The sequence below is a fragment of the Sphingomonas sp. BK069 genome, from assembly GCF_014193405.1.
In the GTDB taxonomy this organism is placed as follows: Bacteria; Pseudomonadota; Alphaproteobacteria; order Sphingomonadales; family Sphingomonadaceae; genus Sphingomonas.
In genome coordinates this window covers 198,649-224,097 of record NZ_JACHZH010000002.1, presented here as the reverse complement: position 1 = coordinate 224,097, position 25,449 = coordinate 198,649, and the positions used below count along the sequence as shown (strand labels likewise).

At 70.7% G+C, this 25,449-nt stretch carries 27 protein-coding genes; 12 read left to right on the top strand and 15 right to left on the bottom strand.

Annotated features, from left to right (window positions below; all coding sequences use genetic code 11):
• The first annotated feature begins 392 nt into the window (after window positions 1–392).
• The gene (locus tag FHY02_RS09690; RefSeq protein ID WP_183921723.1) at window positions 393–608 is read left to right on the top strand and encodes a hypothetical protein; all 216 of its coding nucleotides are present in this window, start codon (window positions 393–395) and stop codon (window positions 606–608) included.
• Between the two features lie 40 nt (window positions 609–648).
• Complete coding sequence (locus tag FHY02_RS09685; RefSeq protein ID WP_183921722.1) at window positions 649–2,361, top strand: long-chain fatty acid--CoA ligase; 1,713 nt, start codon at window positions 649–651, stop codon at window positions 2,359–2,361.
• A 239-nt stretch (window positions 2,362–2,600) separates the two neighbouring features.
• Here FHY02_RS09685 and FHY02_RS09680 read toward each other — a convergent pair whose 3' ends face one another.
• The 5 genes from FHY02_RS09680 to FHY02_RS09660 all read right to left on the bottom strand — a co-directional run bounded on the left by FHY02_RS09680 (window position 2,601) and on the right by FHY02_RS09660 (window position 8,193).
• Window positions 2,601–3,131: a PilZ domain-containing protein gene (locus tag FHY02_RS09680; protein ID WP_183921721.1), complete on the bottom strand. Its 531-nt coding sequence runs from the start codon at window positions 3,129–3,131 to the stop codon at window positions 2,601–2,603.
• Window positions 3,132–3,230: 99 nt separating this feature from the next.
• The gene (locus FHY02_RS09675; protein WP_132909494.1) at window positions 3,231–3,497 is read right to left on the bottom strand and encodes a DUF2312 domain-containing protein; all 267 of its coding nucleotides are present in this window, start codon (window positions 3,495–3,497) and stop codon (window positions 3,231–3,233) included.
• Between the two features lie 305 nt (window positions 3,498–3,802).
• A complete protein-coding gene (locus FHY02_RS09670; RefSeq protein WP_183921720.1) occupies window positions 3,803–5,131 on the bottom strand; it encodes an amidohydrolase family protein in 1,329 nt (442 codons plus the stop codon).
• A gap of 428 nt (window positions 5,132–5,559) precedes the next feature.
• Window positions 5,560–6,525, bottom strand: a complete 966-nt coding sequence (locus tag FHY02_RS09665) for an agmatine deiminase family protein (protein WP_183921719.1) — start codon at window positions 6,523–6,525, stop codon at window positions 5,560–5,562.
• 15 nt (window positions 6,526–6,540) lie between these two features.
• Window positions 6,541–8,193 carry a M28 family peptidase gene (locus FHY02_RS09660; protein ID WP_183921718.1) on the bottom strand — a complete coding sequence of 551 codons (1,653 nt, stop codon included), beginning with the start codon at window positions 8,191–8,193 and terminating at the stop codon, window positions 6,541–6,543.
• Between the two features lie 119 nt (window positions 8,194–8,312).
• On the opposite strand from FHY02_RS09660, the gene FHY02_RS09655 reads away from it, so the two are divergent.
• From FHY02_RS09655 to FHY02_RS22985, 3 genes are all read left to right on the top strand, one after another.
• Window positions 8,313–10,331, top strand: coding sequence for a S9 family peptidase (locus FHY02_RS09655; RefSeq protein WP_183921717.1), 2,019 nt, complete (start codon window positions 8,313–8,315; stop codon window positions 10,329–10,331).
• A 413-nt stretch (window positions 10,332–10,744) separates the two neighbouring features.
• Entirely contained in the window at window positions 10,745–11,062 is a 318-nt protein-coding gene (locus FHY02_RS09650) for a hypothetical protein (RefSeq protein ID WP_183921716.1), read from the top strand.
• A gap of 6 nt (window positions 11,063–11,068) precedes the next feature.
• Window positions 11,069–11,197: a hypothetical protein gene (locus FHY02_RS22985; protein WP_260172834.1), complete on the top strand. Its 129-nt coding sequence runs from the start codon at window positions 11,069–11,071 to the stop codon at window positions 11,195–11,197.
• Between the two features lie 39 nt (window positions 11,198–11,236).
• On the opposite strand, the gene FHY02_RS09645 is transcribed toward FHY02_RS22985, so the two are convergent.
• The 7 genes from FHY02_RS09645 to obgE all read right to left on the bottom strand — a co-directional run bounded on the left by FHY02_RS09645 (window position 11,237) and on the right by obgE (window position 18,622).
• Window positions 11,237–13,153, bottom strand: coding sequence for an ATP-binding protein (locus tag FHY02_RS09645; RefSeq protein ID WP_183921715.1), 1,917 nt, complete (start codon window positions 13,151–13,153; stop codon window positions 11,237–11,239).
• A gap of 49 nt (window positions 13,154–13,202) precedes the next feature.
• A complete protein-coding gene (gene spt, locus FHY02_RS09640) occupies window positions 13,203–14,477 on the bottom strand; it encodes a serine palmitoyltransferase (RefSeq protein ID WP_183921714.1) in 1,275 nt (424 codons plus the stop codon).
• A 5-nt stretch (window positions 14,478–14,482) separates the two neighbouring features.
• Complete coding sequence (locus FHY02_RS09635; RefSeq protein ID WP_183921713.1) at window positions 14,483–14,725, bottom strand: acyl carrier protein; 243 nt, start codon at window positions 14,723–14,725, stop codon at window positions 14,483–14,485.
• A gap of 43 nt (window positions 14,726–14,768) precedes the next feature.
• Window positions 14,769–15,674 (bottom strand): NAD(P)-dependent oxidoreductase, encoded by a 906-nt coding sequence (locus FHY02_RS09630; RefSeq protein WP_183921712.1) that lies wholly within the window; start codon window positions 15,672–15,674, stop codon window positions 14,769–14,771.
• On the bottom strand, window positions 15,671–16,774 hold the full coding sequence (proB, locus tag FHY02_RS09625; RefSeq protein WP_183921711.1) for a glutamate 5-kinase: 1,104 nt from the start codon (window positions 16,772–16,774) through the stop codon (window positions 15,671–15,673). The genes FHY02_RS09630 and proB overlap by 4 nt, the downstream gene beginning before the upstream one ends.
• 35 nt (window positions 16,775–16,809) lie before the next feature.
• Window positions 16,810–17,358: a Uma2 family endonuclease gene (locus FHY02_RS09620; RefSeq protein ID WP_260172833.1), complete on the bottom strand. Its 549-nt coding sequence runs from the start codon at window positions 17,356–17,358 to the stop codon at window positions 16,810–16,812.
• A gap of 211 nt (window positions 17,359–17,569) precedes the next feature.
• A complete protein-coding gene (gene obgE, locus FHY02_RS09615; protein WP_183921709.1) occupies window positions 17,570–18,622 on the bottom strand; it encodes a GTPase ObgE in 1,053 nt (350 codons plus the stop codon).
• A 156-nt stretch (window positions 18,623–18,778) separates the two neighbouring features.
• Here obgE and FHY02_RS09610 point away from each other — a divergent pair, with 156 nt between their 5' ends.
• Both FHY02_RS09610 and FHY02_RS09605 read left to right on the top strand, forming a co-directional pair.
• Window positions 18,779–19,192, top strand: a complete 414-nt coding sequence (locus FHY02_RS09610) for a hypothetical protein (protein WP_183921708.1) — start codon at window positions 18,779–18,781, stop codon at window positions 19,190–19,192.
• Window positions 19,192–19,542, top strand: a complete 351-nt coding sequence (locus tag FHY02_RS09605; protein ID WP_311721290.1) for a hypothetical protein — start codon at window positions 19,192–19,194, stop codon at window positions 19,540–19,542. Before FHY02_RS09610 ends, FHY02_RS09605 begins: the two co-directional genes overlap by 1 nt.
• A gap of 141 nt (window positions 19,543–19,683) precedes the next feature.
• Here FHY02_RS09605 and FHY02_RS09600 read toward each other — a convergent pair whose 3' ends face one another.
• Window positions 19,684–20,043 carry a glycine zipper 2TM domain-containing protein gene (locus FHY02_RS09600; protein ID WP_183921706.1) on the bottom strand — a complete coding sequence of 120 codons (360 nt, stop codon included), beginning with the start codon at window positions 20,041–20,043 and terminating at the stop codon, window positions 19,684–19,686.
• A gap of 150 nt (window positions 20,044–20,193) precedes the next feature.
• On the opposite strand from FHY02_RS09600, the gene FHY02_RS09595 reads away from it, so the two are divergent.
• A complete protein-coding gene (locus tag FHY02_RS09595; RefSeq protein WP_183921705.1) occupies window positions 20,194–21,159 on the top strand; it encodes an esterase-like activity of phytase family protein in 966 nt (321 codons plus the stop codon).
• Between the two features lie 69 nt (window positions 21,160–21,228).
• Here the strand turns inward: FHY02_RS09595 and rpmB are convergent, their stop codons facing one another.
• Window positions 21,229–21,525: a 50S ribosomal protein L28 gene (rpmB, locus tag FHY02_RS09590; RefSeq protein ID WP_183921704.1), complete on the bottom strand. Its 297-nt coding sequence runs from the start codon at window positions 21,523–21,525 to the stop codon at window positions 21,229–21,231.
• A gap of 175 nt (window positions 21,526–21,700) precedes the next feature.
• Here rpmB and FHY02_RS09585 point away from each other — a divergent pair, with 175 nt between their 5' ends.
• From FHY02_RS09585 to FHY02_RS09570, 4 genes are all read left to right on the top strand, one after another.
• Window positions 21,701–21,928: a hypothetical protein gene (locus FHY02_RS09585; RefSeq protein WP_183921703.1), complete on the top strand. Its 228-nt coding sequence runs from the start codon at window positions 21,701–21,703 to the stop codon at window positions 21,926–21,928.
• Between the two features lie 63 nt (window positions 21,929–21,991).
• The gene (locus FHY02_RS09580; RefSeq protein WP_260172832.1) at window positions 21,992–22,447 is read left to right on the top strand and encodes a nucleoside deaminase; all 456 of its coding nucleotides are present in this window, start codon (window positions 21,992–21,994) and stop codon (window positions 22,445–22,447) included.
• Window positions 22,448–22,604: 157 nt separating this feature from the next.
• Complete coding sequence (locus FHY02_RS09575) at window positions 22,605–22,991, top strand: hypothetical protein (protein WP_183921702.1); 387 nt, start codon at window positions 22,605–22,607, stop codon at window positions 22,989–22,991.
• A 78-nt stretch (window positions 22,992–23,069) separates the two neighbouring features.
• Entirely contained in the window at window positions 23,070–23,342 is a 273-nt protein-coding gene (locus FHY02_RS09570) for a DUF3297 family protein (protein WP_183921701.1), read from the top strand.
• A gap of 167 nt (window positions 23,343–23,509) precedes the next feature.
• On the opposite strand, the gene FHY02_RS09565 is transcribed toward FHY02_RS09570, so the two are convergent.
• On the bottom strand, window positions 23,510–25,372 hold the full coding sequence (locus tag FHY02_RS09565) for an ABC-F family ATP-binding cassette domain-containing protein (protein WP_183921700.1): 1,863 nt from the start codon (window positions 25,370–25,372) through the stop codon (window positions 23,510–23,512).
• Window positions 25,373–25,449 lie beyond the last annotated feature (77 nt).

Genomic DNA, 25,449 nt, shown 5'->3' with positions numbered 1-25,449 from the left:
GGCGCGGCGTGGAGGGCGGGAGCCTGACTGATCCGAGCTGGGCGCCTGGTACAGAAGACCTGTCGAAAAGCGGTTGTCTCACCCCTCCATCCGTCATCCCCGCGCAGGCGGGGATCCAGACACGCTGACGTTCTGTTCTTCTCACGTCGCTCCACGCGTCTGGATCCCTGCCTTCGCAGGGATGACGGAGGAGGAAGCGGGCGCGGTCAGCGACGAGCGTCTCGACGAACCCCGGCGACGGAACGGCGAAGGGGGGCGCCGTACTGGCATGATGACGGCTCCAGGCAACCCTACGTCTTATCCGGCGCCGGCGCGCGACGCTTCCTTACACCCCCGCTTCCCGCATCGGTACGGCCACGCTAAGCTCCGCACACACCACAGCGAGTCCTGTCATGACCCAGCCGCCAGACCTTCGTCGCCGCCGCGCCGTGATCGGCGGATTGGCGCTGCTGCTGCTCGCCATGGCGCACCGCGAGACGCCGATGATCGGCACGCTCACGATCCATGCCGACGGCGCGCATCTGCCGCGCGTGACAGCCGACGCCGCCCCCGCGCTGCGCCCGCTCGCCGCCGCGGTCGTCCTGCTCGGAGAATATCTGGTACGCTGACCGCTTGTCGCTGGCGGCGCGGTTGCTTACAGCGATGTCAATGACGGACGAGCACGCCTGGCAGGACGCCTATCGCCACCCGGTGCCCTGGGCCACCGGCTTCGCGCCGCGATCGATGATCGACCTGTTCGAGGATTCGGTACGCCAGCACGGCTCGCGCCCCGCGATCGACTTCCTCGGGCGCCACTATAGCTACGACGAGCTCGCCGACGGCGTGCGGCGTGTCGCCACCGGCCTTGCCGCGCTCGGCTATGGCAAGGGCGATCGTATCGGGCTGTTCCTGCCCAACACGCCCCATTATCTCGCGGCCTATCACGGCGCGCTGCGGCTGGGCTGCACCGTCGTCAACTTCTCGCCGCTCTACACCGTCGACGAGCTCTGCCACCAGGTCGAGGACTCGGGCACGCGGCTGCTGTTCACCCTCTCCGCCACCGCGCTGCTGCCCAACGCGCTGGCGGTGCTCGACAAGAGCGGGCTCGAGCGGCTGGTGGTCGGCTCGGTCGCGGGTGTGCTGCCACCCGCCAAGTCGGTCGCCTACCGCCTGCTGAAGCGGCGCGAGGTGGCGCCGCGCCCGGCCGACCCGCGCGTGCTCGCTTTCTCGCAGCTGATCGCCAACGACGGCGCGCTGCCCCCTGCCGCAATCGCGCCCGAGCGCGACGTCGCGCTGATCCAGTACACCGGCGGCACGACCGGCGTGCCGAAGGGCGCGATGCTGACCCATGCCAATGTCTCGGCCAACGCTCGCCAGGTGGCCTGCCTCGACCCGCACCGGGACCAGACCGACCGCATCCTGGGCGTGCTGCCGCTGTTCCACGTTTTCGCGAACACCTGCGTGATGAACCGCACGATCGTGACCGGCGGCGAGATGGTGCTGCTGCCGCGCTTCGACGCCGGCCAGGCGCTCGCCGCGATCGCGCGGACGCGACCGACCTCGCTGCCGGGCGTGCCGACCATGTACCAGGCGCTGCTCGACCATCCCTCGCTGGCCAAGACCGACCTGACCAGCCTGCGCGTCTGCATCTCGGGCGGCGCGCCGCTCAACGCCGAGCTGAAGGTGTGCTGGGAGGCGGCGACCGGCTCGACGCTGGTGGAGGGCTATGGCCTGTCGGAGAGCACCGGCGTGCTCACCACCAACCCCTATGATCCGCCGCAGAAGCCCGGCACGATCGGCCAGCCCTTGCCGTCGACCCGCATCCGGCTGGTCGACAAGGAGGATGCCACGCGCGAGGCGCCGCCGGGCGAGCCCGGCGAGATCGTCGCGCTGGGCCCGCAGATCATGGCGGGCTATTGGAACCGTCCCGACGCCGACGCGACCACCTTCGCGCTCGACTCGCAGGGGCGGCGCTGGCTGCGCACCGGCGACGTCGGCACGATCGACTCGGACGGCTTCATCGCCATCGTCGACCGGCTCAAGGACATGATCGCGGTCGGCGGGTTCAAGGTCTTCCCGAGCCAGATCGAGGCGATCCTCTACCATCATCCGGCGGTGCGCGAGGCGCTGGTGATCGGCATGGCCGATACCTATCGCGGCGAGGTGCCGCGCGCCTATGTCACCCTGACCGAGGAGGCGGGCGCGATCGACGGCGCGGCGCTGCGCGACTGGCTCAACCCGCAGTTGGGCAAGCACGAGCGCGTCGACCGCGTGGTGGTGCGCGCCGCCTTGCCCAAGACGATGATCGGCAAGCTCAGCCGCAAGGACCTGGTGGCGGAGATCCGTGCCGAGATGGCATCGCCGCCGATCACGCCGAGCTGAGGCGAGTACGCCGTCGACGCGATCGTCGACGTCGTCCCGCCGTCATCCTGAACTCATTTCAGGATCCACCGTGCCGCTGACCCAACAGGCGAGGCGTTCGCGGGACGGTAGATCCTGAAACGAGTTCAGGATGACGCAAGTGGGAGGTCGGCGCAGGTGCCGCTGCTGATCCCTTCACGCGATCGTCCGGCGAGAACGCGTCCGCACCGCACAGCGTGTGCAGGCGCCAGTCGGCCTCCCTACTTCCCCTCGAGCGCCGCGCCGATCGCGTCGGCCGGGCGCGAGAGCAGCCCGTAGACGCCCTGCGCCGCGATCACCGCCAGCGTCACGCCGACGAGTGCCATCACGAAGAACTGGAAGGCGGAGGCGAAGGCGCGCGAGCGCTCCACCTTGCGCGCCATCTGCGCCTCGTGCGCGAGGCGGCGCTCGGCGCGGCGCTCGCCGGCGTCCGGCTCGGCCTTCTGCTGCGGCCGGCTGGCGAGCCGCGGCTCGTCGACCAGCGCCTTGACCGACAGCCGCTCCTGCGACTTGATGCCGAAGAAGCGGCCCTTGGCCCATTGCACGCGGCCGACGATCACGATCGTGCCGCGGCGGATCTCGACATAGCTGCCGGACTGCGGCGGCTCGTCGCAACCGCCCATCAGCCCGCGCGACGAAACGTTGTGAATGACGACGTCGACCCACTTCGCCCCCAGCCGCATCCGCGACGGGATCAGGACCGTGATCCGCTCCTCGCGCGGGCGAAAGCCAGATTGTAGCGCCGCGAGCACCGTCGTCGCATTCCCTCATCGCTGAACCAGATGGCGGCTATGCCACCGGCGGCGCGAAGAAGCCGTTAACGCGGCAGCGATCGTGACCCGTTTCGGCGATCAGAGCATCCCGAGCGCCTGCATGTACACCTCGAGGATCGACTGCTCCTCCTGGTACTCCTCGCGCTTCTGCTTGCGAATCTTCATGATCTGGCGGATCGCCTTGGCGTCATAACCGCGGCTCTTGGCCTCGGCGAAGACGTCCTTGATGTCGTCGGCGATGCCCTTCTTCTCTTCCTCGAGCCGCTCGGCGCGCTCGATCAGCAGCCGCAGCTCGTCCGCCGCGACCGCACCGCCGCCCATGCCCTCGCCCCGCTCTTCCGCCATCTCACTGTCTTCCTCGAAAATATGACGCCGCCCGCGGGCGCAGGCGAATCGCACTGCGGCGGACGGCGAGGTTCGCCCCTGATCGGGAGAGGGGGCGCGTCTATCCGGGTGCGCGCGCGGGCTCAAGTGTGGCGGTGCGGACGCAGTGAGGAAGGGGCGCTCCGTTCGCGCTGAGGAGCGGCTGAGCCCGTCGAAGTCGCGTCTCGAAGCGCCTTTACCGTCTGCGGCATCAGGTGCTTCGAGACGGCCCTTCGCCAAGCTCAGTGCCTCCTCAGCACGAACGGGTCAGGGGTTATACTCTCCGCTCACCCACCCTTCGCCACCACCCCGCGGTGCATGACGAAGTCGACGGCCTCCAGTCGACGCACGTCGTCGAGCGGCGAGCCGGAGACCGCGATCAGGTCGGCGCGCTTGCCCGGCGCGATCACGCCCAGGTCGTCGCGGCCGAGCAGGTCGGCCGCCGCGACGGTCGCGCTGCGGATCGCCTGCGCCGGGGTCATGCCGAGGTCGACGAGGTGCGCGAACTCGGTGGCGTTGTCGCCGTGGCGCGACACGCCGCTGTCGGTGCCGAAGGCGAACTTCACCCCCGCCGCCCAGGCCTTCTTGTGGTTGGCGTGGAGCGCCGCCGCCGCCGCCTCGGCCTTGGGGATGGTGGCGGGCGGCAGCGCACCGGCGCGCGCCTGCGCGAGCGCCGCCAGCGGCGCGATCTCGGTCGGCACCAGATAGGCGTTATGCGCCTTGAACAGCCGGATCGTCTCGTCGTCGAGGTAGCTGGCGTGTTCGACCGAGTCGACGCCCGCCTCCAGCGCCGCCTTGGTGCCCTCGGCGGCGTGGCTGTGCGCGGTGGCCTTGCGCCCCAGCGCGTGCGCGGTCTCGACGATGGCGCGCATCTCCTCGGGCGTCATCGCGCGGCCGAGCCCGCCGGCGACGTTCGACAGCACGCCCCCGGTCGCAGCGAACTTGATCACCTGGGCGCCCAGCCCGACCTGCGCGCGCACCGCGCGGCGGCAGTCGTCCGGCCCGTCGCAGACGTTGATCTGATGCGCGTGCACCGCGTCGGCCCATTCCTCGGCGAGTCCGTTGCCGCCGTCCCCGTGCCCGCCGGTCACCGAGATCATCGATCCGGCGTTGACGATCGTCGGCCCGACCACGTCGCCGCGCTCGACCGCGTCACGCAGCGCGCGGATGCCGCGCGGATCACCGCCGAGGTCGCGCACGGTGGTGAAGCCCGCCTCGAGCGTGCGGCGCGCGTTGACCACCGCCGTCATCAGGTCGTCGGCCGAGTCGGTGTTGAGCCGGGTCAGCCGCTCGCGCAGCGGGTCGCCGCCGATGCCCCAGAGGTGGACGTGCATGTCGATCAGTCCCGGCAGGACGAATTCACGCGACAGGTCGACCAGGCGCGCGCCCGCGGGCGGCGGGACGAGCCCGTCGCGCACCTCGGCGATCACGCCGTCGCGCACGATCACGGTGCTGGGACCGCGCGGGCGCTCGCCGGGCCGGTCGAGCAGCTGGCCGGCGTGGACGTAGATGAGCGTGGGTGCGGGCGTGGCGGGCGTGGCGGTCGGTGTCGGCTGTTGCGCACCGGCTCCCGCGGCGAGCGCGAGTGCGAGTGTGACGGCGAGTGTTCTCAGCATGTTGCCCCCTGTTTTGGTGGGGCGAGGCTAGGCTGCCGCGCGGCGTTCGTCACGGGGGTGATGTGAGTGGGAGAGGCGACGCCTGCTCCGTGCCCGCCTGGTCATGCTCCCCCCCCATCCACGTCCCTGTTCCTCCCCCCTCACGCCCCTAACGTCATCCCCGCGGAGGCGGGGATCCAGACACGCTGACGCTCGTGCAAGGGCCGCCACGTCAGCGTCTATGGATCCCCGCCCGCGCGGGGATGACGAGGGGGGGCGAGAGGCGACGAGCCAAAAGGCAGAGGGACGGTGGGCGGAGAGGCGCGATGGCGGAGAGATACGGGCGGGGAGTATGGTGGAGAGGTGCCGGGAGGGGCGGAGGAGTAACCCGCTAGCAGAGAGCGACCCCCGGCTTCGTTCCGCCTCCTCCCGCGCCCCGCTACCCCCTCTTACGCCGGGATCTGCTGCGAGATGCAGTGGAAGCTGCCGCCCCCCGTCAGGATCGCGTCGGCGCGCAGCCCGACCACCTCGCGATCGGGGAAGAGCGCGCGCACGGCGGCGACGCCCGCCTCATCCTGTGGCGTGCCGTACACTGGAACGACCACCGCGGCGTTGCCGATGTAGAAGTTCATGTAGCTCGCCGGCACCACCTCCTCGTCACGTAGCACGCGGCCGGGCGAGGGGATCTCGACCACCTCCACCCCCGCGGCGCGCGCGCGCGCCGCGGCGTCCTGGTAGACGCGCCAGTTCGGGTCGTTCTCCGCGCCGACCGGCAGCGCCAGCCGGTTCGGGCCGACGAAGCGCGCAAGGTTGTCGACATGGCCGTCGGTATGGTCGTTGAGCAGCCCGTCGCCCAGCCACAGCACGCGCGTGTAGCCCAGGTCCGCGGCGAGCCGGCGCTCCACCGCTTCCTTGGTCAGCGCGGGGTTGCGGTTGGGGTTGAGCAGGCACTGCTCGGTGGTGACGACCAGACCGGTGCCGTCGCCGTCGATCGCGCCGCCCTCGAGCACCCACTCGCACGGCAGCACGATCAGCCCGCGCGCGCGCGCCAGCCGCGCGCCGATGTCGTCGTCGCCGGGCAGGTCGTATTTGCCGCCCCAGCCGTTGAACTGGAAGTCGCGCGCGCGCCCGTCGCCGTCGACGATCGGGGCGGTGTCGCGCAGCCAGATGTCACCGAACGGCTGCACCAGCACCTCGGCGAAGGGCGCGAGCGCGCGCGCCGCCGTGGCCGCCTCGGCGTCGGCGGCGACGAGCAGCACCTGCTCGCCGCGCCCCTCGGCATGGACCGCGCGCGCGAAGGCGGCGACCTCGTCGCGCGCCTGGTCGAGATCGTCCTGCCACAGCTCGGGATGGCTCGGGAAACCGATCCACACCGCCTGGTGCGGCGCCCATTCGGGCAGCGGGGTACGGGACACGGTCGTCACTCCTGTTCAGCGCGCGGTGGCGCGGCTGCGGTCGCGGATCGCGCGGAACTCGTCGCCCGCGACCCAGTTGGGCCAGGCGTCGCTCTCGGCCAGCGCGCGACCGATCGAGTAATAGAGCTGCACGTCGCGCACCGTCCCCGCCCAGTTCCAGTTCGGATCATATTCGTCCTTGGGCCCGTGGTAGCGGTGCTCCTCATAGTCCTTCGCCGCGGCGGCGCCCGCGGCCTTGCCGCCCGCCACCAGATCGTCGCCCGCGTCGAAATAGATCATCGGCACGCCGCGCTTGGCGAGGCTGAAATGGTCGGAGCGATAGTAGAAGCCCTTCTCCGGCGTGGGCTCGTCCGAGGCATAGCGCCCCTGCGCCTTAAGCGCCGCGTCGAGGTACGCGTCGAGCTCGGACTTTCCCTTGCCGACCACCACCACGTTCTTCGCCGGGCCGGCGAGCGACAGCGCGTCCATATTGACCCCGCCGACGGTACGCGCCAGCGGGTAGAGCGGGTTGGCGGCGTAATATTCGGAGCCGAGCAGCCCCGATTCCTCGCCCGTCACCGCGACGAAGACCTGGCTGCGCGCCGCCGGCCCGGCCTTGGCGTTGGCCTCGGCGAGCGCGACCAGCGCGGCGGTGCCGCTGGCATTGTCGATCGCGCCGTTGCAGATGTCGTCGCCGTCGGGCGCGGCCTCGCAATGGCCGAGATGGTCCCAGTGCGCGCTGTAGAGGACGTAGTCGTCGGGGCGGGTCTTGCCCGGCAGCACGCCGACGACGTTGCGCGACATGTGCTTGCGCACCGTCTCGTCGAACGACACCGAGGCGGTCACACCCTTGAGCGGCATCGCGCGGAAGCCCTTTCGCGCGGCCGCGGCGGCGAGCGCGTCGAAGTCGAGCTTCTCGCGCGCGAACAGCGCCTTCGCCTGGTCGTACTGGATCCAGCCGATCGCTGCGCTCTGGTCGGCATGGCCGTCGGCCGCGTCGGCGACCTGCTGCGCGCCGGTCCAGCTCGACTGAACCACGTTCCAGCCGTAGGCCGCGGGTTCGGTCTGGTGGACGATCAGCGCGGCCGCGGCGCCCTGTCGTGCCGCCTCCTCGAACTTGTAGGTCCAGCGCCCGTAATAGGTCATCGCGCGGCCGTTGAAGGTGCCGCCGACGGTGGGCGTGCGCCAGTCGGGATCGTTGATGAGGATCAGCACCGTCTTGCCGCGCACGTCGACCCCGGCATAGTCGTTCCATCCCTTCTCGGGCGCGTCGACGCCGTAACCGACGAAGACGACGTCGCTGTCCTTCACCTCCTCGCGCGGGGCGATGCGATGGCTGCCCACCACCATCTGCGGCCCGTACTGGAGGCTGAGCGGCGCGCCCGCGCCCTTGAAGACGAGCGGCGAAACGTTGCGCGCGGTCAGCTCGACCAGCGGCACGTCCTGGAACCAGCTGCCCTTGTTCCCGGGCTTCAGCCCTGCCGCGGCGAAGCGCTTCGCGAGATAGGCGACCGTCTTCTCCTCGCCCGCGGTGCCCGGCGCGCGGCCCTCGTACGCGTCCGACGATAACTCTTTCGTCACCTCTTTGAGTGTCTGCTCGGCGATCGGCGCGGTCGGCACCGTCTGCGCCGCGGCGGCGCTCGCCGCGGCGAGCGCGAGCAGGGACAGGGACGAGAGACGCAGGCGCATGGACGTACTCCGGGAGGATACCGGCGCCTCATGCCAAGCTGGCTCAGCGCTGTCCACGCGGGCCTTGCGGCGCGCGCGGCGCCGGATAGATTTGTGATGGGGAACAGGGGGAAGATGTGATGAAGGGGAAGACGGGGGCGGCGCTGTGCGCGCTGCTCGCGGGGCTCGCCGGCCAGGCCGCGAGCGCGGCGCCGGCAGGGACGGACGGCGCGTCGGTGCCGGCGGCGCCCACCACGGGCGATCTGGCGAGCCGCTTCGGCGCGCGCGAGCATGTCGGCCAGGTCAGCCTGGCGCCCGACGGCGCGCACATCGCCTATATCAGCGCGACCTCGGGACGCGGCAGCGCGGTGCGGCTGATCGACGTCGCGAAGCAGCGCGAGGAGATGGTCGACCTCGGCAACGGCGAGCGACTGACCCCGTCGATGTGCGGCTGGGCCTCCTCCGCGCGGCTCGTCTGCAAGTTCCGCGGCGTCGCCGACTATTACGACAAGCAGGTGGGCTATTCGCGGCTGTTCGCCTTCGACGCCGACGGCGGCCACCCGCTGTACCTCGGCCGCAAGAGCCGGCTCGGCGCGACCCGCCTCAACCAGTTCGACGGCGACGTGATCGACTGGCGCGGAGGCGACGGCTGGGTGCTGATGCAGCGCGACTTCATCCCGGAGCGAGGTGACGGCTTCAACGCCAGCTCGGTGTCGCGCGACGGGCTCGGCGTCGAGCTGGTCGACAGCAGCACGGGCAAGGCGCAGCTGATCGAGCGCCCGGTGGCCGACGCCGAGGACTGGCTGGCCGACGGCCAGGGCCACATCCGCGTCCGCGAGACGATGCCGCGGCGCGACGACGGCGAGCTCAAGGGCGACACCGTCTACAGCTATCGCGCGACCGGCCAGGACGCGTGGAAGCCGTTCAGCACCTCGCGCCAGGACGGCCCCAGCGTGCTCGAGCCGCTCGCGGTCGACGGCACGCGCGACGTGGCGTTCGCGACCCGGCGGCTCGACGGGCGACTCGCGCTCTACAGCGTGGCGCTCGACGGTTCGATGAAGGCGAACCTGGTGTGGAGCAATCCCGAGGTCGATGTCGGCGGAATCGCGCGGATCGGGCGGCACGGGCGCGTGATCGGCGCCACCTACGTGACCGATCGTCGCCAGACCGACTATTTCGATCCGGAGTACAAGACGCTCGCCGCCAAGCTGGCGAGGGCGCTGCCCAAGTCGCCGCTGATCGGCCTGGTCGGTGCCACCGCGGACGAGAGCCGGCTGCTGGTCTATGCCGGCAGCGACGTCGATCCCGGCATGTATTACCTCTACACCAAGGCCAAGCGCACGCTCGACCCGCTGATCGCGGCGCGTCCCGAGCTGGAGGGTGTGCCGCTCGGCCAGATGACCTCGGTCAAGTTCCCCGCGGCGGATGGCACGATGGTGCCCGCCTATCTCACGCTGCCACCCGGCGGCGCGACCAAGGGGCTGCCCGCGATCGTGATGCCGCACGGTGGGCCAGCCTATCGCGACGAATGGGGTTTCGACTGGCTCGTCCAGTTCTTCGCCGCCTCGGGCTATGCGGTGCTCCAGCCGCAGTTCCGCGGCTCGACCGGCTACGGCGACACCTGGTTCGCCAACAACGGCTTCCGGTCGTGGGAACTCGCGATCGGCGACGTCAGCGACGCCGGGCGCTGGCTGGTCAAGCAGGGGATCGCCGATCCGGCCAAGCTCGGCATCGTCGGCTGGTCGTACGGCGGCTATGCCGCGTTGCAGAGCAACGTCGTCGACCCCGACCTGTTCAAGGCGGTGGTGGCGATCGCGCCGGTGACCGACCTCGGCCGCACCAAGCAGGAGAGCGAGGGCTTCAGTAACCACGCCATGGTCGAACGCCAGATCGGCTCGGGGGAGAATATCGGCAAGGGCTCGCCCGCGCGCCACGCCGACCGCTTCAAGGCGCCGGTGCTGCTGTTCCACGGCGACCGCGACCTCAACGTCGGGGTGGGCCAGTCGAAGCTGATGGACAAGAGGCTGCGCGGCGCGGGCAAGGCCTCGATGCTGGTGGTGTACGAGGGATTGGACCACCAGCTCGACGACGACCGCGCACGCGCGGAGATGCTGCGCAAGAGCGACGGCTTCCTGCGCGCCGCCTTCGCGGGGAAGTGACGGGGGGGAGGAGGCGAGATGGGGTACATCGTGACCTGTGCGCCTTCGCAGCTATGGCTCTGCGCCGCGCTCCTGGGCGCCGGGACCTTCCCAGAATCGGTGTGCGATTGATCCTCCCCCGCACGGCAGCGCGTCAGCGCTCACGGACGGATGAGCCGGTCGACGAGGGACAGGTGGACTCAAGACCGGCGAAACCCCTCCGTCAGCGCTGACGCGTTGACGCCTTGTATCTCAAGAATGAGGCATAGAGGCGGTTGCGGGTTGGGTAGGCGGTGACCCACCCCGCGCCGTTCGCGAGCGCGTTTTACCATCCAGGTTGCCGAGACCGCAGGGGAGCATGGCCCGGACGGATCTTCATCAGCCCGCACGGTTGCGAGGGGTTCTACCCCGCACGCGCGACGAAGGGAGCAAAGATGACGTCTCAGCCGGTGTTCGTCGGGAGCGACGTGAGCAAGGCCAGGCTCCATCTACGCCTGTGGCCGAGCCAGGGGTGGTTGAGCTTCTCCAACGATGACGAGGGTATCCAGGCTTGGGTGCGGCACGTGGCGGGGCTGAAGTCCGAAGCGGTCGGACTGGAGGCCTGCGGCGGCTACGGATCCGCCGCGCTCGCCGCGCTCGCCGCGTTCGACGGCGAGAGCGGCACCACCCGTGGCCAGCGACGCACCGCCGGTGGCCGCAAACCGCTGCACGACGCCGCTTACATGGCCGCCCTTGTGACCGGTCAGCACTAGCCCGCCATGAAGGCCTTCAAACGGGGCATCGCCGAAGCCGGCAAGCCATCCAAGCTCAGCCTCGTCGCCGCCGACCGAAAGCTCTTCACCACCCTCAACGCCACGCTCAAACATGATCAGCCTTGGACCGCCTGAAAGACGGTTGCTCCCCTTCAAGGGCAGGATCTCGCTTCCCTACGCCGCCGCGCGCGCTTCCCGCCGCGCGGCCGCGGCCTGTGCCACCGCGCGCTCCAGCCCGGCGAGCGTGAACGGCTTGCGCAGCACCGGGTGCCCTCCGAGGTCGATCGCCTCGTCGGCGCCGCCCGCGAACCCGGTGACGAACAGCACCGGCACGCGCGCGTGGGTCGCGGCCAGTTCGGCGACCATCTCGGGGCCCGTCAGCGTCGGCATCAGCACGTCGGAGAGGATCAGGTCGACCCGGTCCATCCCGGCGAGCAGTGCGGCGGCGCGGGTCGGGTCGTCACACGCGCGGGGATGATGCCCCAGCTCGCTGAGCGCATCCATCGTCGCGGGCAACACGCGTGGGTCGTCCTCCACCACCAGGATGTGCAGGCCCGCCGGGTTCTGCACGGGCGCGACCGGCGCCGCGCTGACGGGCATCAGCGGTGCGGACGCCGTGGGTTGCGCGCGCTCGCGCGGCAGCAGCAGCGTCACCGTGGTGCCGAGCCCCACCACCGAGTCGACCGACACGTCGCCGCCCAGTCCGCGCGCGAAGGAGAAGACCTGGCTCAGCCCCAGACCCGTGCCCTTGCCGACGGGCTTGGTGGTGAAGAAGGGCTCGAACACGCGCTCGACCACGTCGGGTGTCATGCCGCAGCCGGTGTCGCTCACCGCGAGCGCGACGTAATCCGCGCCCGCGACGGTGCGGCGCAGCGCGCGAATCGTGAGCGTGCCGCGCCCCTCCATCGCGTCGCGCGCGTTGACCGCGAGGTTGACCAGCGAGTTCTCGAGCTGAACCCGGTCGGCGCGCGTGCACCAGCCGTCGCTCTCGTCGCCGAACCGGACCGTGACGCCGTCGCCCAGCGTTCGCCCGATCAGGTCCGCGAGCCCCTCGAACAGCGGCGCGGCGGCGATCGGCTCGGGGTTGATCGCGGTCTCGCGCGCGAAGGCGAGCAGCTGCTGGGTGAGCGCGGCGGCACGCTGGGCGCCGTCGTGCGCGCTCGAGAGATGGCGCGCGGCGGTCTTCGGGTCGATCGTCACGGCGCGCTGCGCCAGCTCGATCCCGCCCAGCACCACCGCGAGCATATTGTTGAAGTCGTGCGCGATGCCGCCGGTCAGCTGGCCCACCGCCTCCATCTTCTGAATCTGGCGCAGGCGCGCCTCCTGCGCGCGCAGCTCCTCGGTCGCCTGCGCCACTGCGCTGGCGAGTTCCTCCGCACGGTCGCGCTGCGCGTCGGCCTCGGCGCGCGCCACCGCATGCTCGGACAGCGCCGACACCACCGCCCAACCGAGCCAGATCACCCCGACCACCAGCAGCAGCCCGAAGGCGGCGAGCACCTTGGCGATGATGCTCGATCGCCGCACCGAGGCCTGGGCGTGGCTGGTGCGCGCCTCGAGCAGCACGCGCTCCTGCGCCACCAGCGCGTCGAGCCCTTCGTTGATTCGCGTCAGCGAGTCGGCCTTGCTGCTGTGGTAGAAGCGCGCCAGCGCCTGGTTGTTCTTGCGATAGTTGGTGTTCAGCGCGGTGAGCGCGAGCTCGTCGCCGCGCTCGCGGAAAGCGTCGCGGATCTCGCCGAGGTGGCGCGACTGAACGGCATTGTCGTGCGTCAGCTTCTCGAGCCGGTCGATCGTCTCGTCGGCGCGGCGCCAGTCCTCGAAATAGAGCCGCCCGAGCTGCTGGTCGCCCGAGATGACGTAGCGGCCCAGCGATGCCTCCGAGCGGGCGATCGTGCCCTGCAGCGTGCGGACCAGGATCATCACGTCGTAGCTGTGGCGTTGCGCCGCCAGCGCGTCGTCGCGGCGATGATTGGCCTCGCGCAGCGTCAGCAGCAGCGCGGCGAGCACCGCGACGCCCAGCAGGCCCAACACCCACAGGGCGATCGTCCCCCAGGTGGAGGTCGGGCCTCCGCGCTCGGCGTCCTCGTCGGTCACCGGCGGCGGTTTACCGCCGTTTACCTTACCAAAGGTTAAAACGCCCGGCTCAGGCCGCCGTGATCGCCCCGACCTGCTGACCCGCCGCGGCGAACATCGCGACCACGCGGTCGATCTGTTCGGCGCTGTGCTCGGCGCAGATCGAGCAGCGCAGCAGGAACGTGCCCGTCGGCGTCGCGGGCGGGCGCGCGACGTTGACGTACAGCCCGGCCTCGAGCAGCCCCTGCCACATCGCCACCGCCTGCTCCTGGTCCTCCAGGATCACCGCGACGATCGCCGAGTCGGGCGCCGCGGTGCCCAGGCGGAAGCCCAGCGTCTTGAGCCCGCCGTGCAGCCGCCGCGCATTGTCCCACAGCCGCGCGCGCTTGTCGTGCGCGTGCATCAGCTTGCGCACCGAGGTGGCGGCGGTGGCGACCACCGACGGCGGCAGCGAGGCGGTAAAGATGTACGGGCGGCAGGACAGGCGTAGCGCCTCGAACTTGGGATGGTTCGAGATGCAGAAGCCGCCGACGGTGCCGACCGACTTGGAGAAGGTGCCGATCACGAAATCGACGTCGTCGCCGAGCGTCAGGCCCAGCTCCTCGTAAACGCCGCGGCCGTGTTCGCCGAAGAAGCCCATCGAGTGTGCCTCGTCGACCAGCACCATGCAGCCGTGCTTGCGCGCCACCGCGACCATCTCGCGCAGCGGCGCGATGTCGCCCAGCATCGAGTAGACGCCCTCGAGCACGACCAGCTTGCCCGGCTCCTTGGGCAAACGGCCGAGCCGCTTGTCGAGGTCCTCGACCGAATTGTGGCGGAACCGGACGATCTCGGCGTCGCCCATCTTGCAGCCGTCGTAGATCGAGGCGTGGCTGTCGGCGTCGAGAATGACATATTCGCCGCGGCCCGCGATCGTCGAGATCACGCCGAGGTTGGCCTGATAGCCGGTGGAGAACACCATCGCGTGCGCGGCGCCGTAGAACTCGCGCAGCGCGTCCTCGGCGTCGACATGGTCGCGGAAGGTGCCGTTGAGCATTCGGCTGCCATTGGTGCCGCTGCCGAACTGCTCCAGCGCGCGCTTCCCCGCCGCGATCACGTCGGGGTCGAAGGTCATGCCCATGTAATTGTAGGTGCCGAGCAGGATCGTCTCCTGCCCGCGGATCACCGCGGTGGTGGGCGAGCGCACCTCCTCCATGACGATGCCGAAGGGATCGCGCACGCCCGACGACATCAGCTTGTCGCGCTCGGCGATCAGCGGGTCGAACTTGGCGAACAGGTCGTGCGCGGTCGGCGCGGGCGCGACGGTCTCGGGCAGCGCCTCGGGCTGGAGGCCGGTCTCGGTCATCGTATTCAGCCCCGCAGCTTCTCGACCGCGTCGGCGAGCTGCCCCACGGTCTCGATCTCGGCCTGCATGTTCATCGTGATGATGATGTCGAACTCGTCCTCGATCGCGGCGACGAAGTCCATGACGGTGAGCGAGTCCCACTCCAGATCGCCCTGGAAGGTGGTCGCCTCGGTGATCTCGATGCCCTTCTTGTTGAAGGGTTCGATCTGCGTGCGGAGCGTGTCGAGGATCGTGCTGCGGTCGGTCATGGGCTCGGCTGTGGCCTTGAAATGCGGCGGATGTCGGGCCGCGCTATAGCAGGCCCTGGGCGCGATACCATCGCGCCGTGGCGGCCAGCCCCTCCGCCGCGCCGATCCGCGCGCGCCACAGCTCGGCCGGGGGCGCCTGGGCCGGATCGGCGGTCCAGTCGGGGTGGACCATATAAGCCACGCGGTCGGCCGTCAGCTTTGCGCCCGAACCGCGGAACAGCGCGTCGCCGCGCGCGGCGAGGCGGAGCAGCGCGGCGGGCAGCGGCAGCGGCAGCGCGCGGCGACCGACCGCGGCGGCGATCGCGCGCGCGAACTCGGTGTAGCGCAGCGCGCCGTCGGGGCTGGCGGGCTCGTAGATGGCGTGCGCACCCGTTCCCGGCCGCTCGGCAAGCGTCAGCAGCAACCGCGCGAGGTCGTCGACGTGGATGATCGAGAGCCGGCCGTTGGGGGGCAAGGGCACCATGCCGCGCCGCGCCGCGCGGAACAGGTCGCGCTGCTCCATGTCGCCCGGGCCGTAGACGCCGGGCGGGCGGACGATCGTCCAGTCGAGCCCGCTGGCGGCCACCTCCGCCTCCGCGCCCGCCTTCGACCAGCCGTAATTCGACAGCCTCGGCTCGCGCGCTGCGAGCGAGGAGACGTGGACAAAGCGCGCGACTCCCCAAACCTTGGCCGCCTCGACCACGGTTCGCGTGCCCTCGATGTTGGCAGCGGCGAAGCCGGCGCGGTCGGGTGCGTTCACCGCGCCGGCGACATGGACCACCGCGTCGGCGGTCGACACCAGCCCCGAGACTGCCGCCGCGTCGTCGAGCGCGCCCGCCACCCAGGTCACGCCGTCCCGCTCCGCCTGCGCCCGCCGCGCCAGCGCGCGCACTTGGTGTCCGGCGGCGAGCGCCTGCTGCAGCAGCGCGCCGCCGACGAAGCCGGTCGCGCCGGTCAGCGCCAGGATCACAGCAGCGCCATATGGTTGCGGTGGACCAGCGCGGCGCGCGGGGCATAGCCGAGGATCGCCGCCTGCTCGTCGCTGCGCCGTCCGAGCAGTCGCGCCGCCTCGCCGGCGTCATATTCGGCGAGGCCGCGCGCGATCGTTCCCGCCGGGCCCTCGATGGTGACGAGATCGCCGCGCGCGAACTCGCCCTCCACCCGCGTCACCCCGGCGGCGAGCAGGCTGCGACCCTCGGTCAGCGCGCGCGCCGCGCCGGCGTCGACGTGGAGCGCGCCGCGCGCGGTCAGCCCGCCGGCGAGCCACGCCTTGCGCGCGGGCGCGGCGCGCTCGGCGACGAAGAGCGTGTGCCGCGCCGCGGCCGACAGCGGCGCCTCGGCGCCCCCCGAGGCGATCGCGAGCGCCGCGCCCGCGGCATTGGCGATCCGCGCCGCCGCGATCTTGGAGACCATCCCGCCCGAGCCCATGCCCGAGGCCGAGCCGCGATCGGCCATCGCCTCGATCGCGGCGTCGATGCGCTCGACGCGGGCGATGTGCTGAGCGCCGGGCAGCGCGGGGTTGCGGTCGTACAGGCCGTCGACGTCGGAGAGCAGCACCACGCCCTGCGCCGCCGCGGCTTGCGCCACGCGCGCGGCGAGCCGGTCGTTGTCGCCGAAGCGGATCTCCTCGGTGGCGACCGAGTCGTTCTCGTTGATCACGGGCACGACGCCGAGCTGGAGCAAGCGGTTGAGCGTCGCCGCGGCGTTGAGGTAGCGGCGCCGCTCCTCCAGATCGCCGAGTGTCACCAGCATCTGCGCCGCGGTCAGCCCGCGCGCGCCGAGCACCTCGGCCCACACGCCGGCGAGCGCGATCTGCCCGGTCGCGGCGGCCGCCTGCGCGTCCTCCAGGCTGGCGCGCCCGCCCTTGGCGAGACCGAGCCGGCGTGCGCCGAGCGCGATCGCGCCCGAGGAGACCACCGCGACCTGCTGCCCGGCGGCGACGCGCTCGGCGATGGCGGCGGCAATCGTCTCGAGCCAGGCGCGGCGCACGCCGCCGGCGTCGTCGACGAGCAGCGCCGAGCCGATCTTGACGATCAGGCGCGGGCAGGCGGTGGGCGGGAACAGCGACATGGCGCGGCGAGCGGTAGCGCGCGCGTGCGCCGGGCTCAATCGCGCGCGAAGATCTCCGCGTGAGGGAGGGTGAGGTTCAGCGCGGGCAGGGCGAGATCGAGCAGCGAGTCATGCGCGACGTCGTTCCATGCGCGCGGCCCGGTGCGCTGGAGCACGCGCAGGCGCTCGGCCGCGATGTCGACGAACACGATCGTGTCGACGCTGGGAAGGGCTCTGTACTCCTCCAGCTTGACGGTGAGATCGGTACGCACGGTGCTGCCGGAGATGACCTCGAAGAGGACGTAAGGATCGGCGAAGGCGCGCTCGTTGTCGTAGGACGGGTCGCTCTTGCCGTGGAAGACGGCCACGTCGGGTCGTCGTACCGAAAGGTCGCCGGTGCGTGTCGCCAGCTGCGAGGAATAGTCGGCGAACCCCGAACCACGTAGGCTGGTCGCGAGAAAGGTCAGGACGTTGCCGGCCACTTCGCCATGGCGCTTGGTCGCGCCAGTGATGATCCGAATGACGCCGCGGTCGAGCTCCGCCTTCTCCTCGCCGAAGTCGATCGAGAGGAAGCGCTCGGCCGTGAGCGGCGCGTAGATTGGCATGATGCCCGCGGACATACTCTCACCATCATAGCGGCGTAAGCGCGGCGCGTTATCCTCACGAATAGTCGACCTGCCACTGCCGTCATCCCGGACTTGGTCCGGGATCCACGGCGCCGCGCACTCAAGTGCGGCGATGCCTGCGGGCTGGTGAGTCCGGACCAAGTCCGGGATGACGGCAGGAAAGGGTAGGATGCCCTCTACCGTCCTCGTCTCACCCCCGCAGCGGCGACCATTCCAGCGCTTCCTCCTCGCCGTCGTCGTCGACCGGCGACCCGCTCGTCGGAATCGCCTCGAGCAACTTGTCGAGCGCCCAGTCGACACCGACGCCGCTCGCGCCCGAGAGCGGGATCACCTCGGCGCCGCTCGCTTCCTCCAGCTCCGCCGCCAGCGCCGCGATCAATTCGTCGTCGAGCGTGTCGATCTTGTTGAGCGCGACCACGACGGGCTTGTCCTCGAGCCCGCCGCCATAGGCTGCCAGCTCGTCGCGCACGATGCGGTAGCTCTCCGCCACGTCGTCGTCATTGGCGTCGATGAGGTGGAGCAGCACGCGGCAGCGCTCGATATGGCCGAGGAAGCGGTCGCCGATGCCCGCGCCCTCGGCGGCGCCCTCGATCAGCCCGGGGATGTCGGCGACGACGAATTCGCGCTGCTTGTGGCGCACCACGCCGAGCTGCGGACGAGTCGTGGTGAAGGCATAGGCGCCCACCTTGGCCTGGGCGTTGGTGACCTGGTTGATGAAGGTCGACTTGCCCGCGTTGGGCAAGCCCACCAGCCCCGCGTCGGCGAGCAGCTTGAGCCGCAGCCACACCCAGGCCTCGTCGCTGGGCCAGCCGGTGCCGTGCTGGTGCGGCGCGCGGTTGGTCGAGGTCTTGTAGCTGGCGTTACCGCGCCCGCCGTCCCCGCCGCGCAGGAACACGATCCGCTCGCCCACCTTGGTGAGATCGGCCAGCAGCGTGCGCTCCTCGTCGTCGGCGAGGATCTGCGTGCCGACCGGCACCTTGATGACGAGGTCCTTGCCGCCCCCACCGGTGCGGTTGCTGCCCGATCCGCCGGTGCCGCGCGGCGCGCGGAAATGCTGGGTGTAGCGGAAGTCGATCAGCGTGTTCAGCCCGGCGACCGCCTCGAAGACGATGTCGCCGCCCTTGCCGCCGTCGCCGCCGTCGGGGCCGCCATATTCGATGTACTTCTCGCGCCGGAAGCTGACCGCGCCGGGGCCGCCCGCGCCCGAGCGCACGAAAATCTTTGCCTGATCGAGGAAATGCATGGCGCGCTCCGTACCGCGTCGTGGCGGTGAAAGCGACAGGCGCGTGGGCGCGGGTTGCCTGCCGCTCCGGGCTGGCCGTAGGAGCAGACGACGGCGCATCGGGCGCCGATGGAGCGCACGTTGGTCGACAGCAGCTGGAACCGGGGCGGAGCAGTGATGGCTGGCGAACGCCGCGACGCCGGACCGAGCGCCGAGGAGCGCGCCCGGTCGAGCGAGGCACGCGCCGCGATGCGCGCCGAGGCGATGACGGCACGGCTCGAGTCGCGCGCGGCCGCACGCGAGGCGCAGGCGCAGGAGCGCGAGGCGGCGCGCCGCTCGCGCCGCGAGGCCGCGGCGGCGCTGGCCGAGCGCGACCCGCATCGCGCCGCCGCCGAGCGCAAGCGCGGCTCGGGGCGGCGCGACGTGGTGCGGCAGGACCGCGACGTCAGCGGCTATGCTACGCTGGTCGACGGCGAGCGGATCCGCACGCTCGCAGCGCGCGGCGCGAGCGTCGCCGGACTCGCCGCGGTGTTCGGCCTGGGCGAAGACGAGATCGCGCGGGTGCTCGCCGCGGACGCGGAGGAGGCATGATGGCGGCGGTGTGGGACGCAGCTGCGGTGCGCCTCTGGCTGGAGCGCCGGATCGAGGCGGCGCGCGCCGACCAGGTCACCGCCGAACGCCACGGCCGCGTGGGCCACGACGATTGCGACCAGGCCGCGGCCGAGGAGATGGTGTGCGCGGCGCTGCTGCGCGGTGGGGCGAGCGACAGCCAGGATTCGCTGACCGCCGCGCTGAAGGCGCTGCAGGACAAGGACGAGTTCATCTGGCGCGGCGTCTACGACGATCGCAAGTTCGACCGTCACGCGCGCGGGCAGATCCGCAAGCTGATGAAGATGGCGAAGACCAACTCGGGATTCGAGCGGCTCGGCCATTATCAGTGAGGCGGCGGTCGCCCGCCACATGACTACGGGTCCGGCACCCGAAGGTACCGGACCCGCGCCCTCCTACTCTACGCGAGGGAACTCGTGGCGGTCGGGACGGTGAGGCCGCTCGGCCACGCCCGCCCCTGTAACCGCAAGAAGTTAACGGCAGTACCGCGGGTTGTTCGACTTCTCGATCGCGTTGCCCGCGACCGCGCCGCCGACACCGCCCAGCACCGTGCCGAGCGTGCGGTCACCGCGCGAGTCGATCACCCGGCCGAGCAGGCCGCCGGCGATCGCGCCAACCACCGTCCCGGTGGTGCCGCCCGAGCAGCGCTGGTTGTAATTGTACCGGCGTGAGTCGCCGCGGCGGTCATAGTCGCGGTAGCTGCTGCGATCGTAGCGATAGTCACGATAGTCGCGGTCATAGCGGCCGTAACGCTGCGCGTCGGCGGCGGTCGGCACGATCGCGGCGGTACCCATCGCGAGCGCGGCGCCAGCCAGAGCGAGATTCTTGAACATCTGTCATCTCCCGTTTGCTTGTTCCGGTCGGCGGGGCTTCCCGTCGATGATGCGGTTATGCTCGAGTCGCGTTGAGCCGACCCTGAATGCGCCCGTTATCGAAGGTTCATCCTCCTTTCCCCCGCGGCATGCCTCCCGTAGAGCGCCGCGATGCGCTGGTTCCTCTCCCTGCTCGCGGTGCTGCTGCTGGTGCCGGGCTGGACGGGCGAGGCGCGGCTGCCGGTCCTGTCACCCGACGCCACGGTGCGGGCGCGCTGGCTCGCGCCGGCGGGCGGTTGGCCACGACGGATCGGCCTGCTCCAACCGGTCGGCGCACTCGCGCTCAGCTCGGATGACCATGCCTTCGGCGGCTATTCGGCGCTGGCGCTGCGCGGTGACGAGGCGGTGCTGCTGAGCGACGGCGGCCAGTTTCTTCGCCTCAGCATCGCGGGCCGGCACCTTCGCAAGCGCGCGATCGTCACGCTGCGCGAGGGGCCCGGTACCGGCTGGATGAAGGAGGATAGAGACAGCGAGTCGCTGGTGCTCGACCGGACCACGGGCTTCGTCTGGATCGGCTACGAGCGCGTGAACGCGATCTGGCGCTACGCCCCCGACCTTCAACACGCGCTGGGCGCAGTGGCGCCCCGACCGATGCGCTATTGGGGCGCCAATACCGGACCCGAATCGCTGGTACGGCTCAATGACGGCCGCTTCCTCGTTATCCAGGAAGGCTGGCGGGGCATGATCGAGCCGCGCAACGCGTTATTGTTCGACGGCGATCCGACCGTGTCCGGCGACTATGGCAGACCGCTACACTATCGCCCGCCCGAGGGCTTCGCGCCGAGCGACGCCGCCGTGCTGCCCAACGGCGATGTGCTGGTGCTCAACCGGCGCTGGCACTTCCCACCGCTGCGATTCGACTCGGTGCTGGTGCGGATCGCGCGCGACTCGATCCGCCCCGGCGCGCTGCTCGCCGGACCGATCGTGGCCGATCTCAGCCCGATCATGGAGCGGGAGAATGCCGAGGGCATAGCGGTGACGGTGGAGCGCGGCGCGACGATGATCTGGGTGGTCACCGACAATGACATGTCACGCTGGCGCCCGACCGTGCTCGCCAAGTTCCGCTGGCTCGGCTGAGCCGCGCACGCGAAGCGGCCCGCCGTCACGGGGACGGCGGGCCGCGATCGATCGGATCGGAGAAGCGGATCAGGCCGCGACGGCGGCTGCGCGCTTCTTCACGATATCGCGCTTCAGGCGACGCGCCTTGAGCGACAGCTTGTCGTCCGAGGTCTTGACCAGCCAGTTGTCCAGCCCGCCGTTATGCTCGACCGAGCGCAGCCCGTGGGTCGAGACGCGCAGCGACACCGAACGCTCCAGCGCGTCCGACAGCAGCGTGACGTTCTGCAGGTTCGGCAGGAACGTGCGCTTGGTCTTATTGTTGGCGTGGGAGACGTTGTGCCCCACCTGCCGGCCCTTGCCGGTCAGCTCGCAGATGCGCGACATGTGATCGATCCTGAATATCGGTTGCCCGGAAAGTGGGGCGCGATAGCCCGCGGCGGCGGATCGGTCAAGCGATCACGCGTTCGGCCAACTCGGGCCAGCGGCAACCTCGCTCCCGGCGGCGCGTTGTAGCGGCACAAGCGTTGTTGCGCTAACGTACCGATCGGGAGGATATCACATGCGCATGTTGCTCGCTCTGGTGGGGATCGCGGCCCTGGTGCTGCTCGCCGCGATGATGCTGGGGTTCGTCAAGTTCGATCAGACGCAGACCGCGCAGCTGCCGCGGCTCGAGGGCGGCCAGGCGCCCAAGTTCGAGGCGGACGTCGCCAAGGTCAGCGTCGGCACCGAGAACAAGACGGTCGAAGTGCCCAAGGTGGACATCCAGAAGCCCGGCGAGCAGCGCTGACCCTGAGCGGCGTCGAGCCGCTCGGGGTGGTCGAGGGGCGCGCGGCACGCTAGGTGCGCCGGCATGTTCCCGCTGCCTCCCGCGATGCGTCAGGCGCTCGACGCCGCGCGTGACGCCGCGGCGCGCGGCGAGGTGCCGGTGGGGGCTGTGGTGATGTGCGGCGAACAGGTCGTCGCCGTGGCGGCCAACGCGCCGCGCGCGCTCTGTGACCCGACGGCCCATGCCGAGATGCTCGCGATTCGCGCCGCCGCGCGCGCGCTCGGCCGCGACCGGCTGGAGGATTGCGACCTCTGGGTGACGCTCGAACCCTGCGCGATGTGCGCTGGCGCGATCGCGCACGCGCGGGTCGCACGGCTCTATTATGGCGCGGACGACGCCAAGGGCGGCGCGGTGGAGCACGGGCCGCGCTTCTTCGCGCAGCCGACCTGTCACCATCGCCCGGAAGTCTATGCCGGCATCGGTGCGGGCGAGTCGGCGATGCTGCTCCGCGACTTCTTCTCGGCGCGGCGCGCGGGCTGAGCGATCGGACGTGGCCTGCCCGAACACGCCCGCCACCTAGACGCTCGATGAACGCCACATTCCGGCACGGTTCACCGCGGCTCGGTTAACTCCCGCAACAGGCTCGCATCACTCTGCGTTGGACCCATCATGCGAACCGAGTTGAGGAGGTCTTGAGATGTCGGGACTGTGGAAGAAGGCGGGGCTCGCCACCGTGCTGGTCGCAACCGCGCTGACCAGCGCCGCGCCTGCCCAGGCGCAGCGCTACTGGCGCCATCGCGACCGCGGCGGTGATACGGCGGCGGGCGCGCTGATCGGCGGCGTGATCGGGCTGGGACTGGGCGCGGCGATCGCGTCGAGCAACAACCGTGACCGTTACTATGATCGCTACGACCGCGGCTATTACGCCGATCGGGGCTATTATGACCGCGGCTATTACCCGGCGCCGCCGCCCCGCGTCTATTATCGCGAATATGCCCCGCCGCCGCGGGCTTATTACTACGAGCCGCGCGGTTATTACCGCGACTATGATCGGCCGCGCGGTTACTACGGTTACGGCTACTGACCCATCGGGCGGCGCGGGAGCGATCCCGCGCCGTTTTTTGTTGGCCTGAGCGTGCAGATTGCGGCATGGCGCCGCGCCATGACCGACACGCCTCCCGACCATCTCTCGATCGACCCGTCGAGCCCGCACTTCGACCAGGCCGCGCTCCAGCGCGGGGTCGGCATCCGCTTCAAGGGCGTCGAGCGCCGCGACGTCGAGGAATACAGCATGTCCGAGGGCTGGATTCGCGTCGCGCTCGGCAAGAAGGTCGATCGCCACGGCCGTCCGCTGACGATCAAGCTCACGGGCCCGGTCGAGGCCTGGTTCGAGCGCGGCGGCGAGGATGAAGGCGCGGAGGGAGCGGGCGAGTAAGCCCCTTCATTCCTCCCCTGCAAGGGGAGGAGGACCGCGCCCGAAGGGCATGGTGGAGGGGTGTCGCCGGTGGTGAGCCGAGCGACGCTCGCCGACGGGGTCACCCCTCCGTCGCGCTACGCGCGCCACCTCCCCTTTCAGGGGAGGATTGAACCCCAGCCGCCCCCTCAGTTCGCGCTTTCCAGCGTCTCGCTCGCCTCCATCCAGCGCAGCTCGACCGTGTCGAGCACCGCCTGCACGTCGCCGCGCATCCGGCTCAGCTCGCCCATCGGCTTGCCGCGCCAGCGCGGGTCGGCGCCGCCCGGGTCCGCCATCGCGCGCTCGATGCCAGAGCGCTCCGCGGTAAGCCGCGCGATCTCCGCCTCCAGCTCGCGCACCGTCTTGCGCAAGGCGGCGTCGCGGTCGCGCCGCTCCGCCGCAGCCTTCTTGTCGGCCTTGCGCTCGGCCTTGCTCATCCCCGGCTTGGCGGGATCGCCCTTGAGCACGAAGGCGATGTAATCGTCGAGGCTGCCGTCGAACTCGCGCGCGGTGCCCTCGTCGACCAGCACCAGCCGGTCGGCGGTGAGTTCGAGCATGTGGCGGTCGTGGCTGACCAGCACCACCGCGCCCGAATAGGCGTTGAGCGCCTGCACCAATGCCTCGCGCGCGTCGACGTCGAGGTGGTTGGTGGGCTCGTCGAGGATCAGCAGGTGCGGCGCCTCGCGCGTGATCAGCGCCAGCGCCAGCCGCGCGCGCTCGCCGCCGGAGAGCTTGCCCACCTTGGTGGTCGCCTTGTCGCCCGAGAAGCCGAAGCGGCCGAGCTGCGCGCGCACCGCGGCGGGCGTCGCGCCCTTCATGATGCGCGTCATATGCTCGAGCGGCGTGTCGTCGGTGTCGAGCTCCTCGACCTGATATTGCGTGAAATAGCCGACCTTCATCTTGGGGGTCGCGTTCATCGCGCCCTCCAGCGGGGTCAGCTGCGCCGCGAGCAGCCGCGCCAGCGTGGTCTTGCCGTTGCCGTTGCGCCCGAGCAGCGCGATCCGATCGTCCGGATCGAGCCGCAGGTTGAGCCGCTTGAGGATCGGGGTCGCGTTATAACCCACGCTGGCGAGATCGAGCGTGACCAGCGGCGGACGCAGCTCGCTCGGATCGGGGAAGCCGAACGACAGCGTCGGATCGTTCGCCATCTCCGCGATCGGCTGCATCTTGGCGAGCATCTTCTGCCGGCTCTGCGCCTGCTTGGCGGTCGACGCGCGGGCCGAGTTCTTGGCGATGTACGACTGCAATTTCTCTCGCTGCGCCGCCTGGTTGGCACGCGCTGCCTCCAGCTGCGCCATGCGCTCGGCGCGCTGGCGCTCGAACGCGTCATAGCCGCCCGGGTACAGCGTGATCTTGCCGCCCTGGAGGTGAAGGATGTGGTCGACGACGTTGTTGAGGAAGTCGCGCTCGTGGCTGACCACGACGATCGTCGCGGGATAGCCCTTGAGGAAGTCCTCCAGCCACATCACCGCCTCGAGATCGAGGTGGTTCGACGGCTCGTCGAGCAGGAGCAGGTCGGGCTGGGAGAAGAGCAGGGCGGCGAGCGCGACGCGCATCTTCCACCCGCCCGAGAAGCTGTCGAGCGGACGCTGCTGCATTTCCTCGTCGAAGCCGAGGCCGATCAGGATCTGCGCGGCGCGGGCGGGGGCGGTATAAGCGTCGATCGCGATCAGCCGCTCGTAGACGTCGCCGAGCCGGTCGGGATCCTCGCACGTCTCGCTCTCGATCATCAGCGCGGCGCGCTCGAGGTCGGCGGCGATCACCGTGTCGAAGGGTGTGGCGTCGCCCGCGGGCGCCTCCTGCGCGATGTAGCCGAGCCGCGCGCCCTTGGGCATGTCCGCGGAGCCGTCGTCGGGTTCGAGCTGGCCCGCGATGACGCGCACCAGCGTCGACTTGCCCGCGCCGTTGCGCCCGATCAGGCCGACGCGGCTGCCGGGCGGCAGCGCCGCGGTCGCGCCGTCGAGGATCGTGCGCCCGCCGAGGCGCACGGTGATGCCGTTGAGGTTGAGCATGCGCGCGCGTCTACCCGATCGCGGCGGGGGCGGGAAGGTGGGTTGGATGGGCACCTCCCCCGTCTTCCGTCATCCCG